General features: G+C 31.5%; 13 protein-coding genes. 4 read left to right on the top strand and 9 right to left on the bottom strand.

What is annotated here, in order from left to right:
- Positions 1-38: 38 nt before the first annotated feature.
- From ACTS9J_RS07500 to dinB, 3 genes are all read left to right on the top strand, one after another.
- Complete coding sequence (locus tag ACTS9J_RS07500) at positions 39-743, top strand: class I SAM-dependent methyltransferase (RefSeq protein ID WP_221856162.1); 705 nt, start codon at positions 39-41, stop codon at positions 741-743.
- Positions 744-885: 142 nt separating this feature from the next.
- A complete protein-coding gene (locus ACTS9J_RS07495; protein ID WP_448353087.1) occupies positions 886-3,153 on the top strand; it encodes a cation:proton antiporter domain-containing protein in 2,268 nt (755 codons plus the stop codon).
- Positions 3,154-3,171: 18 nt separating this feature from the next.
- Positions 3,172-4,251: a DNA polymerase IV gene (dinB, locus tag ACTS9J_RS07490; RefSeq protein WP_286496366.1), complete on the top strand. Its 1,080-nt coding sequence runs from the start codon at positions 3,172-3,174 to the stop codon at positions 4,249-4,251.
- A 425-nt stretch (positions 4,252-4,676) separates the two neighbouring features.
- Here dinB and ACTS9J_RS07485 read toward each other — a convergent pair whose 3' ends face one another.
- The 6 genes from ACTS9J_RS07485 to ACTS9J_RS07460 all read right to left on the bottom strand — a co-directional run bounded on the left by ACTS9J_RS07485 (position 4,677) and on the right by ACTS9J_RS07460 (position 10,335).
- Positions 4,677-5,489, bottom strand: coding sequence for a purine-nucleoside phosphorylase (locus ACTS9J_RS07485; protein ID WP_115001055.1), 813 nt, complete (start codon positions 5,487-5,489; stop codon positions 4,677-4,679).
- Positions 5,473-6,513, bottom strand: a complete 1,041-nt coding sequence (lpxK, locus tag ACTS9J_RS07480; protein WP_221856528.1) for a tetraacyldisaccharide 4'-kinase — start codon at positions 6,511-6,513, stop codon at positions 5,473-5,475. The genes ACTS9J_RS07485 and lpxK overlap by 17 nt, the downstream gene beginning before the upstream one ends.
- A 121-nt stretch (positions 6,514-6,634) precedes the next feature.
- Positions 6,635-7,252, bottom strand: a complete 618-nt coding sequence (locus ACTS9J_RS07475; protein WP_052217853.1) for a DUF4230 domain-containing protein — start codon at positions 7,250-7,252, stop codon at positions 6,635-6,637.
- A complete protein-coding gene (locus ACTS9J_RS07470; protein ID WP_219034218.1) occupies positions 7,245-7,796 on the bottom strand; it encodes a TlpA family protein disulfide reductase in 552 nt (183 codons plus the stop codon). The genes ACTS9J_RS07475 and ACTS9J_RS07470 overlap by 8 nt, the downstream gene beginning before the upstream one ends.
- Positions 7,797-7,831: 35 nt before the next feature.
- Positions 7,832-9,007, bottom strand: a complete 1,176-nt coding sequence (locus ACTS9J_RS07465; RefSeq protein WP_286495560.1) for a M14 family zinc carboxypeptidase — start codon at positions 9,005-9,007, stop codon at positions 7,832-7,834.
- 206 nt (positions 9,008-9,213) lie between these two features.
- Positions 9,214-10,335: a GNAT family N-acetyltransferase gene (locus ACTS9J_RS07460; RefSeq protein WP_286495561.1), complete on the bottom strand. Its 1,122-nt coding sequence runs from the start codon at positions 10,333-10,335 to the stop codon at positions 9,214-9,216.
- Between the two features lie 205 nt (positions 10,336-10,540).
- Here ACTS9J_RS07460 and ACTS9J_RS07455 point away from each other — a divergent pair, with 205 nt between their 5' ends.
- Entirely contained in the window at positions 10,541-11,230 is a 690-nt protein-coding gene (locus tag ACTS9J_RS07455; RefSeq protein ID WP_286495562.1) for a zinc metallopeptidase, read from the top strand.
- Between the two features lie 58 nt (positions 11,231-11,288).
- Here the strand turns inward: ACTS9J_RS07455 and ACTS9J_RS07450 are convergent, their stop codons facing one another.
- The 3 genes from ACTS9J_RS07450 to ACTS9J_RS07440 form a co-directional block, all read right to left on the bottom strand.
- Complete coding sequence (locus ACTS9J_RS07450) at positions 11,289-13,064, bottom strand: AMP-dependent synthetase/ligase (RefSeq protein ID WP_115001063.1); 1,776 nt, start codon at positions 13,062-13,064, stop codon at positions 11,289-11,291.
- A gap of 121 nt (positions 13,065-13,185) precedes the next feature.
- A complete protein-coding gene (locus ACTS9J_RS07445; protein ID WP_038336082.1) occupies positions 13,186-13,422 on the bottom strand; it encodes a hypothetical protein in 237 nt (78 codons plus the stop codon).
- Between the two features lies 1 nt (position 13,423).
- Positions 13,424-14,875 carry an MATE family efflux transporter gene (locus ACTS9J_RS07440; RefSeq protein ID WP_286495564.1) on the bottom strand — a complete coding sequence of 484 codons (1,452 nt, stop codon included), beginning with the start codon at positions 14,873-14,875 and terminating at the stop codon, positions 13,424-13,426.
- Positions 14,876-14,889 lie beyond the last annotated feature (14 nt).

Here is a 14,889-nt window from a genome sequence, read left to right as displayed (position 1 = left end):
AGTTTCTGTATCAATCAGAACATAAAAATAAAAATAACATGAAAGACCTTTTCGGACAGGCAATTTTAGATTATCAAACCAATCATTCGCCCGAAGATCTCTATACCGAAACATCAATTTCAGAGTTGGATGTGATGCCAATTGATTATCTTTTTCGAAAGTATGATGATATGCCAATTTTGGAACAAAAAGCATTAGATTTATCAAAAGGAAAAATATTGGATGTAGGTTGTGGAGCGGGTTCTCATTCACTTTATTTGCAAGAAAAAAGTTCAGATGTTTTAGCGATTGATATTTCTCCAAAAGCGATTGAAGCTTGTTTGTTGAGAGGAATTAAAAATGCAAAAGTTCAGAATTTCCTTGAAATCAATGAAGCTGAGAAATTTGATACGATTCTATTTTTGATGAATGGAACTGGAATTTTTCAGAATTTAGTTTTAATCAATGTTTTCTTGGATAAAATTAAAAATTTATTAACCGAAAATGGTCAAGTTTTGATTGATGGAACCGACATTATTTATATGTTTGATGAAGACGAAGATGGTGGAAAATGGATTCCAAGTAATGGAAATTACTACGGTGAGTTAGATTTTACGGTTCATTATAAAGGTGAGCAAGAAGAATCTATTCAATGGTTGTATTTGGATTTTGATACGTTAAAAAATGCGTGCGAATATCATAAACTAAAATGTACAAAAATAAAAACCGAAGGAGATTCTTATTTAGCAAAAATATCATTATAAAAAATTCATACTATTAAATACAAACTCACTAATTCAGATAAATTAGTGAGTTTTTTATTATGAGAAATTAAAATTTAATCGAATATTAAGCAGTATTTTATCCATTAAAAAACATTAAATTAGTAAAAAATAAACGCAATTTATGGAAGAACACCTGCCAAAACTTATTACCGATCTTGGATTAATTCTATGTGTAGGCGCTGTGACGACGCTTATTTTCAAACGTATCAACCAACCTCTTGTTTTAGGTTATATTATTGCTGGTTTTTTGGTTGGACCGCATTTCGAATATATTCCCACAGTTGCAGAAGAACATAATGTGGAGATTTGGGCGAAGATTGGTGTTATATTTTTGCTTTTTAGTCTTGGTCTCGAATTTAGTTTCAAAAAATTACTCAATGTTGGTGGCTCTGCCTCCATCACTGCAATTGTCGAAATTATTTGTATTGTAACCGTTGGTTATTTAGTTGGTCGATTTATGAATTGGTCGACGATGGACAGTATTTTCCTCGGCGGTTTATTAGCAAGTTCCTCTACAACCATTATTATTAGAGCATTTGATGAATTAGGATTGAAACGAAAGAAATTCGCGAATGTCGTTTTCGGAATTTTAATTGTAGAAGATATTGTAGTCATTTTATTAATGGTTATGCTTTCTACTATGGCGGTCAGCCAGCATTTTAACGGAGCAGAAATGATTAATTCTTTCGTTAAATTAGGTTTCTTTTTAGCGGTTTGGTTTATTGGAGGAATTTTTATTATTCCAACTTTTTTACGTTCAATTAAGAACTATTTAGATGATGAAACTTTACTAATTATCTCAATTGGATTATGTCTTGGAATGGTTTATATAGCGGATAGTGCTGGTTTTTCTATAGAATTGGGTGCATTTGTAATGGGGTCTATTCTAGCTGAAACTGTTTATGCAGAAAAAATCGAACATAATTTTCAATCTGTAAAAAATTTATTTGCTACAATCTTCTTTATTTCTATTGGAATGATGATTGATCCTGTTTCAATGTACGAACACAAATGGGCAATTTTAATTGTAACATTGCTGACGATTTTTGGAAAGTTAATTTTTACCACTTTAGGTGCTATAATTTCAGGACAACCGCTAAAACAGTCCGTACAAGTAGGAATGAGTATGGCACAAATTGGTGAATTTGCTTTCATCGTTGCTGGTTTGGGACTTTCTCTTGGCGTAACAAGCGACTTCTTATTTCCTGTTGCAGTCGGTGTTTCGGCAATTACAACATTTACTACACCTTATTTAATAAAATCATCTGACAAAGTTTATACTTTATTGGAAAAAGTTCTTCCACAAAAATTTATTCAAGGTGTTGAAAATTATTCATCTGATACACAACACATTCAAAACGAAAATAAATGGAATAAAATCATCAAACAAACAGTTTCTACAATTTTTATCAATGGAATAATCATTATCGCAATCACATTGATTATCAAAAGCTACGTTTTATTCTTATTAACCGATTGGTTTACCTATTTTGGCGCAAGTTTGGTTAGCCTTACATTGACATTTGTATTGTGTATTCCATTTATTTGGGCAATTATTGGAAATCGACCAAAAAGAGAAATTATTGGAGAGTTTTGGGATGAATCTAATTATAATCGTGCACCAATTATCGCGATTATTTCTATCCGTTTAACTTTAGTTGTAGTTGCTGTAATTTTTATTTATAATCAATTTTTTTCAAGCACAATTGCCTCAATTGTATTAGTTATTGGATTAATGATTACAATGTATTTTCTTTCAAAATATTTCAATCAATTTTACAATTATATTCAAACAAAATTCATTTATAACTTAAATGAACGTGAAATTCTAACTAAAAAAATTGAAGAGAAAAAGAAACAAGATAAATTTCAATATACTTGGGATAACACGCATATTTCGGATATGATTGTTCCTCAAAATGCCAATTTTATTGGTGTTCCTTTGGGTGAATTGGATTGGCGAACAAAATTTCAGATAAATATTGCGTATATCAAACGTGGCGATCGAATTATTCAGACTCCAAATTCTGAATCTGTTTTATATCCTTTCGATAAAATTGGAATCATTGGAACGGATGAACATATTCAACGATTTGAGAAATATTTGCAAATTATTGGCGAAACTCCTCCAGAAAATACAGATCTTAAAAATACAGATAATTTTACGTTAGATAAAGTAGTTATTCCGAATGATTTTTGTGTTTTGGAACATAAATCAATTGGTTGGGTAAAAGATACGGCAAAAGGAATTGTGGTTTCGATAGAGCGCAATGGAAAAATGATTCACAATCCTGATCGAAATGTACCCATTGAATTGGGCGATTATTTGACAATTGTTGCCGATAAGAAAAACTTAAAAAACTTTATTCAAGAGTATCATTTAAAATAAAGCGAGTAATTTTGCAAGATGCAGCGTAAGATTATTCACATCGATATGGACGCTTTTTATGCTTCTGTTGAACAACGAGATTTCCCCGAATTAAGAGGGAAATGCATTGCTGTTGGCGGAAATGAAGAACGTGGTGTGATTGCTACCGCTAGTTACGAAGCTAGAAAATATGGCGTCGGCTCTGCAATGTCTTCTGTTGTTGCAAAACGCAAATGTCCACATTTGATATTTGTAAAACCTCGATTTCAAGTTTATAAAGAAGTTTCGAATCAAATTCGTGAAATATTTCTTGAATATACTGATTTGGTTGAACCTTTATCTTTGGATGAAGCTTTTTTGGATGTAACAATTAACCATAAAGACATCGAAATCGCCACAGATATTGCAAACGAAATCAAACAAAAAATAAAGGAACGAACAGATTTGACTGCTTCTGCAGGTGTTTCTTTCAATAAATTTTTAGCTAAAATTGCTTCGGATTATAACAAACCTGATGGACTTTATGTGATAACACCTAAAATGTCTGAAAATTTTATTGATCAATTACCAATCAAAAAATTTCATGGAATTGGAAAAGTAACTGCAGAACGTATGCAAATGATGGGCATTCATACAGGTTTGGACTTGAAAAACCTAGAATTAGAAAAACTGTTACGGGAATTCGGGAAATCAGGTAAATACTATTACAATATTGTTAGAGGATTAGATTTTAGAGAGGTCAACCCTACTCGATTGCGAAAATCATCTGGTTCAGAAACAACTTTTAGCAAAGATTTAGAAACCTTAGAAGAAATGCAAATCGCATTATTTCCACTAATAGAAGATGTTTGGAACTTTTCTTTAAAAACATCAATTTACGGAAGAACAATTACTGTAAAAATAAAACACAATGATTTTTCGGTTACTACAAAAAGTAAATCAGCATCATTTCCAGTTAAAAATAGAGAACTTTTTGATCTTATTTGTTATGATTTATTAAGTGAAGGTTACTCCTTAGAAAAACCAGTTCGACTATTAGGTGTTGCTATCTCTAATTTATCCAATAATCAAAAAAAATTCGGAACTCAACTAGAAATTCCATTTAGAGAAACTATATAAAATCTTCAATATAATTTATCTTTAATAAGATATGACAAAATCAACTTTTACCATTGTTTATCAAACAAAAGTATGTTCTAATAAATTAATAAAATATGGTAAAACGAGGAACGGCAAACAACGTTATAAACGAGCTAATTATAAATTGTAATATTTTTTAAGTAAAAAAAACTAATATTTTAGATTTTTAAAAACATTATTATAACTTAAATCATATCCTAATTTTTGTATATTAGCATTAGAGTTATCGGAAATAGATTGAAATACTAAGCAATAAGAACCGTTACAAAATAATTACTACTCTTTTTCAACAATATTTATAAAATTTTGATTTTCAATAAATAGTAGCTTTTATAAATACTTTAAAATAAAAAAAAAACCAACTTTTCAGTTGGCTTATTAATTTATCTAAGTAATATCAAAAATTAACAATTCTCGATTACGCTTTTTACCACGCGAATTACATTTGGCATTGCTGTATTCGCTGCATTTAATACATCTTCGTGCGAAACATCGAATGAAATTTCTGGTCCACCTAAATCTGTAATAATAGATAAACAAAAAACGCGCATATCCATGTGACGAGCAACAATAACTTCAGGAACTGTACTCATACCAACACAATCTCCTCCAATAAAACGAACCAATCCGTATTCAGATGGCGTTTCGAAAGTTGGTCCTTGTAATCCTACATAAACTCCTTGATGAACCAGGATATCATTTGCTTTTGCAAATTCTGCAGCTTCATTCAACATTTCTCTGTCATATGCTTTAGACATATCCACAAAACGAGGTCCTAATTCGTCAATATTTTTTCCGCGTAAAGGATGTTCTGGCATCATATTAATATGATCTTTTACCAATAAAATATCTCCAACTTGGAAATTTGGATTAACACCTCCAGAAGCATTCGATAAAACAACTTTCTTAATTCCTAATCCGTTAAATACACGCATTGGGAACGTTACTTCTTCCATCGAATATCCTTCATAATAATGGAAACGACCAGCCATCATCAAAACTTTTTTACCTAAAATAGTTCCGTATACTAAATGACCTTTGTGCCCTTCTACTGTTACTTGAGGAAAGTTTGGTATATCTTTGTAGCTAATAACAACTTTATTTTCTACTTCATCTTCTAATTTTCCTAATCCAGACCCTAACACAATTACAAATTCTGGTTGATCTGGCAATAAATTATTGATGTACTTTACAGCCTCATTAATTCTGTCCAACATACTCTAAAATAGTTTGATTAAATTTTTCTTTATCGTTAATATCGATACTAATCGGAATGTAGTATAAATCGTCCTTTATCATGGATTCTTCCATCAAACGCATATAATCTTTCTCTGTTGTCATGATAATTTTATCAAAACGCTTTCTACCTTCCGTATCTTCGTATCGTTTGTAAATATACTCAATTTCTGATTGACTAAAATTATGATGATCTGGATATTCTAAATGCAAGACATTTGCAAAGTTTTCTTCCGCAAATTTTACCAAACCATCTGTTTTAGCAATTCCTGTAACTAAAATAACATTCAGATTTTTCCAAGTCGATTTCTCAACATTATCCAATTTCCCAATCAATTTGTTATCATAAACAATTTTCGAAAAAAATAATTGCTGATGAGATTTTAAGTTAATCTTTTTCGAAATTTCTTTGTGTTTTTCTTCCGAAATTCTGTCTGGACATTTCGTTACAATAATAATATCTGCACGACGAACTCCACTTCTACTCTCTCTCAAATCACCTGCTGGCAATAAAAAATCTTTGTAATATGGATTATTGTAATCGGTCAACAAAATATTGAAACCAGCTTTTATTCCTCGATGTTGATATGCATCATCCAACAAAATTGCTTCTGCATTATAATGGTCAATTAATTTTTGTGCACCAAAAGCTCTGTCTTCGCAAACAGCAATCAATATTCTATTCTTGAAACGTTGAAAAAACTGCATTGGTTCGTCTCCTATATCATACACTTTTGAAGAATAATTTGCAATCAAAAAACCCTTTGTTTTTCGTCCATATCCTCTACTCAATGTTGCAATTAATTTTTCGTCTTTCAACAAATCAATTAAATACATGATATGAGGTGACTTTCCCGTTCCGCCAACAGAAAGGTTTCCAACATTAATAATTGGAATATTGAATGATGAGGAACGCATCATTCCTATATTGTAAAACAGATTTCGAACCGAAGTTCCTATCCAATATAAACCAGAAAATGGAAGTAAAAATCTACGCCAATTCATTTTTATTTTTAATATTAAGCGAAAATACTATTTTCAATTTTAATTCTAAAGAAAGAAACACTTCATTTCTTTATTCAGCGAAAAAAAACCTATTCTATCGGAACAGGTTTTTAATTATTTATTAATCGTATAATTTATTCAATTCGTTGGCATAACTCGTTTTATCTTCTATCTTCCAACCATAGGTTTTTGCAAGGAAATACAAATCGCCAAGATTTTGAATTAATTGTTGATGTGCTTCTTGTTTTAGTTTGGTTTGATCCACAGTTTTTTCCACATGCTCCACGGCACGTTTTTTAATTCCGTTCAAATCATCTTTACTAAATTTATTGAAAACACTTTGATCCATGTCATAAAAACTAACATCTGGATATACTTGGATTTCAACTGGAGGAATAGATTTGATGATGATTTTTTTATTCACCGAATCCAATTCAATATCCATTTTTTTTAAATCATACGTTGCTTGTGCTTTGGCTTTCACCAAAAGTGTCACCTTTTTATCCGCAGAAAAAATATCAGTTAAACCTGGCAACGATTTTTTTGACGTGTGATTGTATAAATCTGAATAGGTTTGTTCTGCAACAATCATTTTATTCATTCGTTCGATTTGATACGCAATCACATGAGATTGTTCGGTATAGCTTTCAGATTTGAATTTATCCATGATGAAATACGTTATCATCACACCAAAAATAAAGGCTACAACAACAAGAATTATTTTCTTTAAATTATTCATTTGCATAATTTGGAGTCAATGGCGTACCATTCACAATCTGTGCCAAATCTTCTTCTAGATAGCCCGAAACTGGAGATTCTACAATTCTACCAACTTCTTCTTTTTTATTATTATATACGATAATTGTCGGAACGTGAGTCACATTTTTATTGATTTCTTCTCCGTTGAAACTTTTCTTTTGACGATTTACACCAATCACTTTCAAACGATTTTGAGGAAATTTAATATCATCTAAAATTTTGTACAAACGTGGTAATTCACGACGAGAATCTGGACACCAAGTTCCTACAAAAACTTCCAAACGGTAGTTACGTAAATCTTTTAAACCTTTCAATTTACTTTTCTCAACTTCGTAAGTGTCATATTCGTGGTGATACCATTCTTTAAAATCTTCTTCTTCCAAAGCTTTTCTATTGAATTCTCCCGTCAACATTTTCTTCCCATTTTCAGCTGTAATCGTACGATTCAACACTTTATTTTGAGCAAACGATTGCGTAGAAAATCCCAACATTGCAACAAGTGCAATTGCTAATATTTTTTTCATTGTATTTTTAGTTTATAGGTTAAATGTATAAATAATTATGAAATGATTTGCCCATTTTCAACTTTAATTGAGCCAATTTCGAAAGTCGCCAATTGATTCAATAAAGGATAATTTTTGGATGCTCCTTTATAAACTTGTTTTTCAGCATCAATTTCGAGATGACCAATAAATTTTCGCAAATCACCAATTTCAATAATTTTTGCGATTTGCTCTACCGAATTATTTTCTTCGTTGTATTCATCTTCAAAATAAATTCCCAAATCAACAACAGAAGATTTTTCACCATTCAGAATTTGAACATTATGAATCACAACATCCAAATATTTTTGTCCATTTTGAGGAATCGCTAAATATTCATCAAACGGAAAGTTATCTTGCGTAGCTAAAGCATTCAATCCTGCTAAAATAGCCAATGCATTGTATTTTCTTGTTGTATTACGTTGATAATCATTCGGAAAATGTCCCGCTTCAAATAATACGCACGGATAATCCATTTTTGTAAAATTATCCCCAGTAGACATCGGATAGAACTCTGATGTATAACGACCTACATGACCAGGAATTACTTTTTGCAATTCAATATTCATTGCCTGAATAATTCCCATCGTTTTTTCGCGAACTTCGTTTACATCTTCTTCAACATTGTAAGAAGGCGCCAAAAAAGAAAGCGTTGCAGGTTTTGCTGTTTGTCCAACATTGAAAATCGTACGCTGATCATGCAAATTGAATAACGTTTGATAATTTCCTTTCTCCACTTGATTCAACAAAACATGAATTTCTGTTGATTCTTTTGCTAAAAAGTCACGATTAATATCAATTCCAACCGCATTTCTACGTGTATTGACATTTGCACCATCAGGATTTAACATCGGAATAAAATCAATTGTCAATTGAGATAAAATGGTTTGAGCTAATTCAGATTTTTGTTCAAAAAAATTAATCACATCAAACATTGCACGCGTTCCAGAAGATTCGTTTCCGTGCATTTGAGACCAAATCAATAAACGTTTTTCTCCATTCCCGAAACTTAATTTATAAATCTCATTTCCTAAAAAAGATGTTCCAATTTGCTCTTTTTGACTTGATTTTAATGAAAAATAGTGATTTAAAGCTTCAAAATTTAACCATTTCGAATCAAAACCTTCTTGTCTGAAAGTTGAATATTCTTTCTCTAATTGATGAATATCAAACATATTTATTATGTTATACATTTATAATTTCTATGTTATAAATTTTGATTATCAAAATAAATAAAACCATCAATTCGAGTGAAATTCGTTTAGAATTTTGTATCGAGAATAAGGTTTTTGAAGATAAAATATATCTTAATTCTCGATACAATTTTTAAAAATAATCTTTCTAAAAATCACTCGAATTGACGAATTTTAATCCAAAATATACAACATTATTATTTATATTAAATTGATTTCTTGAAAGTTTTGCGACGTTTGTGATTTACAGGATTATATGCTTTCCATAAAACTTGAATACTTTCGTTGTCCGCTAATTCAGGGTTTGTTTCCAAAAATTTGATCCCGTTGTTTCTAAACGTATCAAACATTGCATTAAAAATCAATGCTGTAACTCCCTTTCCTTGAAATTTCGGATCAATTCCAATCAAATAAAATTGAGCAGAATCATTATTTTTACTTGCTTTCATTAAATGCCACCAACCAAAAGGAAAAATTTTACCTTTCGCTTTTTGCATCGCTTTCGAGTAAGAAGGCATCGTAATTGCAAACGAAACCATTTTTCCGTCTTCATCAACAATACAGTTCACAAAATCTGGATTGATAAACGGAATATATTTCTTTTTGTAATATTCTATTTGGTAATCCGCAATTGGCACATAAGTATCCAATTCGCTGTAAGTTTTATCTAACAAATCGAACATTTCGTCGACATACGGAATAATTTCAGAAGTTTTTGTAAACTTCAATTCTCGTAATTTGTAACGTTCTCGAATAATTTTATTAAATTTGATAACCTTTTCTGGCAATTCTGTTGGTGCAGCCAATTCATATTCCACCCACTCATTAGCCGTTTCAAAACCTAATGATTCTAAGTGTTGCGCATAGTACGGAAAATTATATAAACCAACCATTGTAGCCAATTTATCATATCCGAAAGTTAGCAAACCTGCCTTTTCCAAATTCGAAAAACCAACTGGTCCCTCTATATATTCTAATTGATTTTCTTTACCTATTTCCGTGACTTTTGCCAAAAGTACTTTCGTGACTTCGATATCATCAATCATATCAAACCAGCCGAAACGCATTTTACGTTTTTGTTGATTATTGACTTCTTGCCAATTGATAATTGCCGCAACACGTCCCACAATCTTACCTTCTTTTTCAGCAAGAAAATAACGCGCTTCAGCATCTTTAAAAACGGGATTTTTAGAAACATCTAATGTTTCCTTCTCCTCATTAATAAAGGGTGGAACGTAATATTGATTATCCTTATACAAATTCATCGGAAACTTAATAAATGCTTCCAAATCGTGTTTTGATTGTACTTCTATTATGCGAATACTCATAGCTTACAAAGGTAATGAGTTTTGTAATTTCAATTCAAAAATTTTTGAGCAAAATGTCAGTTTTTGTTCATTTTTATATGATTTAATACAGAACTCTGCCAAAAAAACTAACTTTTCTGCTATTTTTGTCTCTATTCACTTATTGGAATACTTTTTGAATTTTGAATAAATATTAAAATTGATTAAAAAATAAAATAGAAAATAGATGACAGGTTATTACATTATTATTGGGTTATTTATGCTGATTAGTTGGTTTGTTAGTAACCGACTGCAAAGTAAATTTAAGTATTATTCGAAGGTACATTTAGCAAACGGAATGTCAGGAAAAGAGATTGCAGAAAAAATGCTTTCTGATAATAATATTCGCGATGTTCGTGTTATCTCTACTCCTGGACAATTGACGGACCATTACAATCCTGCTGATAAAACGGTAAACTTATCGGAAGTTGTTTACCACGAACGAAATGCAGCGGCAGCAGCAGTTGCAGCGCACGAGTGTGGTCACGCAGTACAACATGCGGTTGGTTATAATATGTTGCATTTACGCTCGAAAATGGTTCCAATGGTAAACGTTGCATCTCGCTTAAATCAATGGATTTTGATGTTAGGATTAATCGTGATGGCTTCATCTAAAAATGCAACTTTATTGTGGATTGGTATTTTCCTATTTGCGGTAACAACAGTTTTCGCATTTGTTACTTTACCTGTAGAATACGACGCTTCCAACCGTGCGTTAGCTTGGTTAAAAGGAAACAATATGGTAATGCCAAACGAATATGAAGGCGCAAAAGATTCATTAAAATGGGCTGCAAGAACTTATGTAGTAGCGGCGATTGGTTCATTAGCGCAATTACTTTATTTTGTAATGATGGCAATGGGCGGACGACGAGATTAAAACTTAATTATTATAAAATTAAAAAAATCCCTTCAAAAATTTTTGAAGGGATTTTTTATTATTTCTTATCGTATAATTTATTGTATAAATCTTGATATTTAGCCAAGACATTTTTACGTTTCAATTTTAATGTTGGCGTTAATAATCCATCATCAATTGTCCATTCATCAGGAGTTAATTCAAACTTTTTGATTTGTTCCCAATGTCCTAAACCTTTATTCATTTTTTCAATTTCACGACCTATAATATCTAAAATTGCAGGCTCTTTAATTAAATCTGCCTTCGTTGCAGGTTCAGCAATTCCTTTGATACGTAAATAATCTTTCAACACTTGAAAATTAGGTTGAATAATCGCACAAGGCATCTTCTCTCCTTCTCCAACAACCATTACTTGCTCGATAAAACGAGATTGTTTAAACTTATTTTCAATAATTTGAGGTGCAATATATTTTCCTCCAGAAGTTTTGAACATCTCTTTTTTACGATCAGTAATTTTAAGTAAACCTCTTTCAAGAACTCCAATATCACCCGTTTTGAAATAACCATCTGGTGTGAATGCTTCAGCAGTTTTTTCAGGATCTTTATAATAACCTTGTGTAACGTTAGGACCTTTGACTAAAATCTCTCCATCTTCTGCAATTTTAACCTCGATTCCTTTTAATGGAGCACCAACAGTTCCGATTCCGAAACCATCTTTCTTCATACAATTCACCGAAATTACAGGAGAAGTTTCTGTCAAACCATAACCTTCTAAAATTGGAATTCCAGCACCCCAGAAAATATGATTCAAACGTGCTGCTAAAGGTGCAGATCCCGACACCATACATACTAAATTTCCTCCAACTCCTTCTTTCCATTTACTGAAAACCAAACTTTTCGCGATAGAATGTTTCAACCCAAATAATCCACCTTTTGGATTATAAGGATCGTAATCTTCAACAAGGCTTAAAGCCCACATAAAAATTTTCGTTTTAAGACCTCCTGCAGAAGCACCTGTATTGTAAATTTTATCGTAAACCTTTTCAACTAATCGAGGCACAACCGTCATTACATGTGGTTTGACCTCTTTCATATTATCTCCTAATTTATCGATGCTTTCTGCATACCAAATTCCAATACTCAAATGTTGATACAAATAAATCAACATACGTTCGAAAACATGATTAATCGGAAGAAAACTTAACGCAATCGCATGATTTGGAAAATCTGGAATACGATCAACAGACATTAAAACATCAGAAACGATATTTTCGTGCGTTAATACAACACCTTTCGGACGACCTGTTGTTCCAGAAGTATAAATCAAAGTTGCCATATCAGAAGGTTTTATCATCTCTTTGATACTATCTACTTCATGTTGTGTTGAATTATCTTCACCCAAATCTAAAATTTCTTTATAATTAGGAACTCCAGCAATTTCATCAAAACTATAAATCCCAACCAATGTTGACACTTTATCTTTTACAGCCGCAACCGTATCGTATAAACCTTTATCAGAAACAATGATAAATTTACATTCAGCATTATTTAAGATATAATCAAAATCATCTTCCGAAAGTGTTGGATATAATGGAACGGAAATCGCGCCAACTTGCTGAATACCGATATCACAGATGTTCCATTCGGTACGATTAGTTGAAGTGACTATTGCAATTTTATCTTGTGGCTTGATTCCTAATTGTAATAATCCTCGACTAAATGCATTTGCTTTGCCAACGTATTCTTGCGTAGATGTTTTCACCCAAGTTCCGTTCACTTTAGACACCAATGCATCTTCTCGAGGATTATTTTCTAATTGATTTTGCGGAAAATCAAATAATCTTTTTATTTCCATGGTTTTGAATAATTTTCTTAGTTGCAAAATACTAATAAAAAAATTATAATGCAAGCATATAAAATTATTTTAGTGTAAATCTTACACCAATAAAAACACAGAAATTTTATTTATTTAAGACTTATTCTTCATCATCTAACAAAGACATTTCTTGATCATAAAAATCTAAAGCGTCTTCAATTAAATTAGCAATTTCAGTATTAAATTCTTCGTTATCTTCTTCTTCAGAAATATCTTCAAACCATTCAATATCGTCAGTTTCTACATCTAATAAAAATCGAGGATAATCTGTATGTAAAATAAAGATTTTGTCTGGCATTGTAGAGTTATCAGCCAATAAAAATTTTGGTAATTCCATTTTATATGTTTTTTAATTTATCTTCTAAAATTATTTCTGCATTAGGATTTTCCCTAATCATTTTCTTCGTTTGACGATTGTAACGAATCATCAAAAACACTGCCGAAGCTGTTAATCCAGTTCCTAAACCAATCCACATCCCAAATGCTCGCATTTCAAATACAATAGCTAAGACTACACCAATCGGAATTGCGATTAACCAATATGAAATAAACGTTAGAATAGAAGGGATTTTAACATCAGTCATTCCTCTCAAAGCACCTAGTAATACCAATTGTACGCCATCTGACATTTGGAAAAGCGAAGCAATGATTAATAAGGATGCAGCTAAATTGATAACATCTGGATTGTCTAAATAAATTGTTGGTAACTGATAACGGAAAATAATAAACAAAATTCCACACAAAATCATAAATGATAAAACCATTAAAATACAAGACCAACCTGCCTCTCTTAAGGTTTTATAATCTTTTAAACCTAATTGATTTCCAATACGAACCGTTGCTGCAACCCCAATTCCTGTACACATCATAAAAGTTGTGGAAGCTAAATTTATCGCAATTTGATGAGCTGCTAAATTTACTTTTGCTAATTCTTGATCTGCAATAGAGTTTGTAAATGTATAACCGCAAACAAAGGCTGCCAGAGAGAACGCACTCATTTCAAAGAAAGAAGTTAAGGCGGTTGGAATTCCAATTCCAGCAATTTTTCTGAAAATAGTTTTCTGAAAATTACTTGCCTTAAATTGAACTTCTTGCAAAACTGATTTCGTTTTCTTAAAATTAAACAATACAATAATTAAGAAAATCATCATCACCAAACGCGCAACGAATGTTCCCCAGGCTGCACCAGCGACTTCTAAACGTGGGAATCCCCAATTCCCGTAAATCCAACCATAGTTTAACGTAATATTAATCACGTTACTCAAAACAGTTGCAATTGTAACAGGAATCGTTAATGATAAACCTTCCGATAATTGACGAAAAGTTTGGAAAATCATCAATGGAATCATCGAAAATGTCATAATCGTTAGATATGGAATACATTTTTCCACTACATCAGCGGGTTGTCCCATGTAGAACATTAGCGGTTTCAGAAATGTAATCAATAAGAATAAACCGATTGATAGAGTAATATTCAAGACCAAACTATGCGAAAAATAATTTGCAGCCATTTTTTTATCGCCTTTCGAATCTTCTGCCGCAATCAATGGTGACAACGCAAAACTAAATCCGAAAGCAAATACTAAAACCGCAAAAAATAATGAATTTCCTAAAGAAGCTGCTGCTAAAGCTGTTTTCCCCAAAACCTCATCTTCTATATTATCATATTTTCCACCTAAACCACCAACCATAATGTTATCAATAATGTTGACAGAAATTTGCCCCATTTGAGTAATCATTACAGGAAATGCTAATTTGATATTACGCCTTAAATGCTCTTTTAATTCCAATTTATTCTCTATTT

This window comes from Empedobacter sp. ULE_I140 (assembly GCF_053482575.1).
Note: the sequence above shows the minus strand (reverse complement) of the source record. Positions and strands in the feature narration are given on the sequence as shown.

What these genes read in the sequence shown, in the direction of transcription:
- ACTS9J_RS07465 (WP_286495560.1), bottom strand. Translation starts at nt 9,007, where the DNA reads ATGTATAACATAATAAATATGTTTGATATTCATCAATTAGAGAAAGAA.
- ACTS9J_RS07450 (WP_115001063.1), bottom strand. Translation starts at nt 13,064, where the DNA reads ATGGAAATAAAAAGATTATTTGATTTTCCGCAAAATCAATTAGAAAAT.
- ACTS9J_RS07460 (WP_286495561.1), bottom strand. Translation starts at nt 10,335, where the DNA reads ATGAGTATTCGCATAATAGAAGTACAATCAAAACACGATTTGGAAGCA.
- ACTS9J_RS07470 (WP_219034218.1), bottom strand. Translation starts at nt 7,796, where the DNA reads ATGAAAAAAATATTAGCAATTGCACTTGTTGCAATGTTGGGATTTTCT.
- dinB (WP_286496366.1), top strand. Translation starts at nt 3,172, where the DNA reads ATGCAGCGTAAGATTATTCACATCGATATGGACGCTTTTTATGCTTCT.
- ACTS9J_RS07485 (WP_115001055.1), bottom strand. Translation starts at nt 5,489, where the DNA reads ATGTTGGACAGAATTAATGAGGCTGTAAAGTACATCAATAATTTATTG.
- ACTS9J_RS07455 (WP_286495562.1), top strand. Translation starts at nt 10,541, where the DNA reads ATGACAGGTTATTACATTATTATTGGGTTATTTATGCTGATTAGTTGG.
- ACTS9J_RS07475 (WP_052217853.1), bottom strand. Translation starts at nt 7,252, where the DNA reads ATGAATAATTTAAAGAAAATAATTCTTGTTGTTGTAGCCTTTATTTTT.
- ACTS9J_RS07445 (WP_038336082.1), bottom strand. Translation starts at nt 13,422, where the DNA reads ATGGAATTACCAAAATTTTTATTGGCTGATAACTCTACAATGCCAGAC.
- ACTS9J_RS07500 (WP_221856162.1), top strand. Translation starts at nt 39, where the DNA reads ATGAAAGACCTTTTCGGACAGGCAATTTTAGATTATCAAACCAATCAT.
- lpxK (WP_221856528.1), bottom strand. Translation starts at nt 6,513, where the DNA reads ATGAATTGGCGTAGATTTTTACTTCCATTTTCTGGTTTATATTGGATA.
- ACTS9J_RS07495 (WP_448353087.1), top strand. Translation starts at nt 886, where the DNA reads ATGGAAGAACACCTGCCAAAACTTATTACCGATCTTGGATTAATTCTA.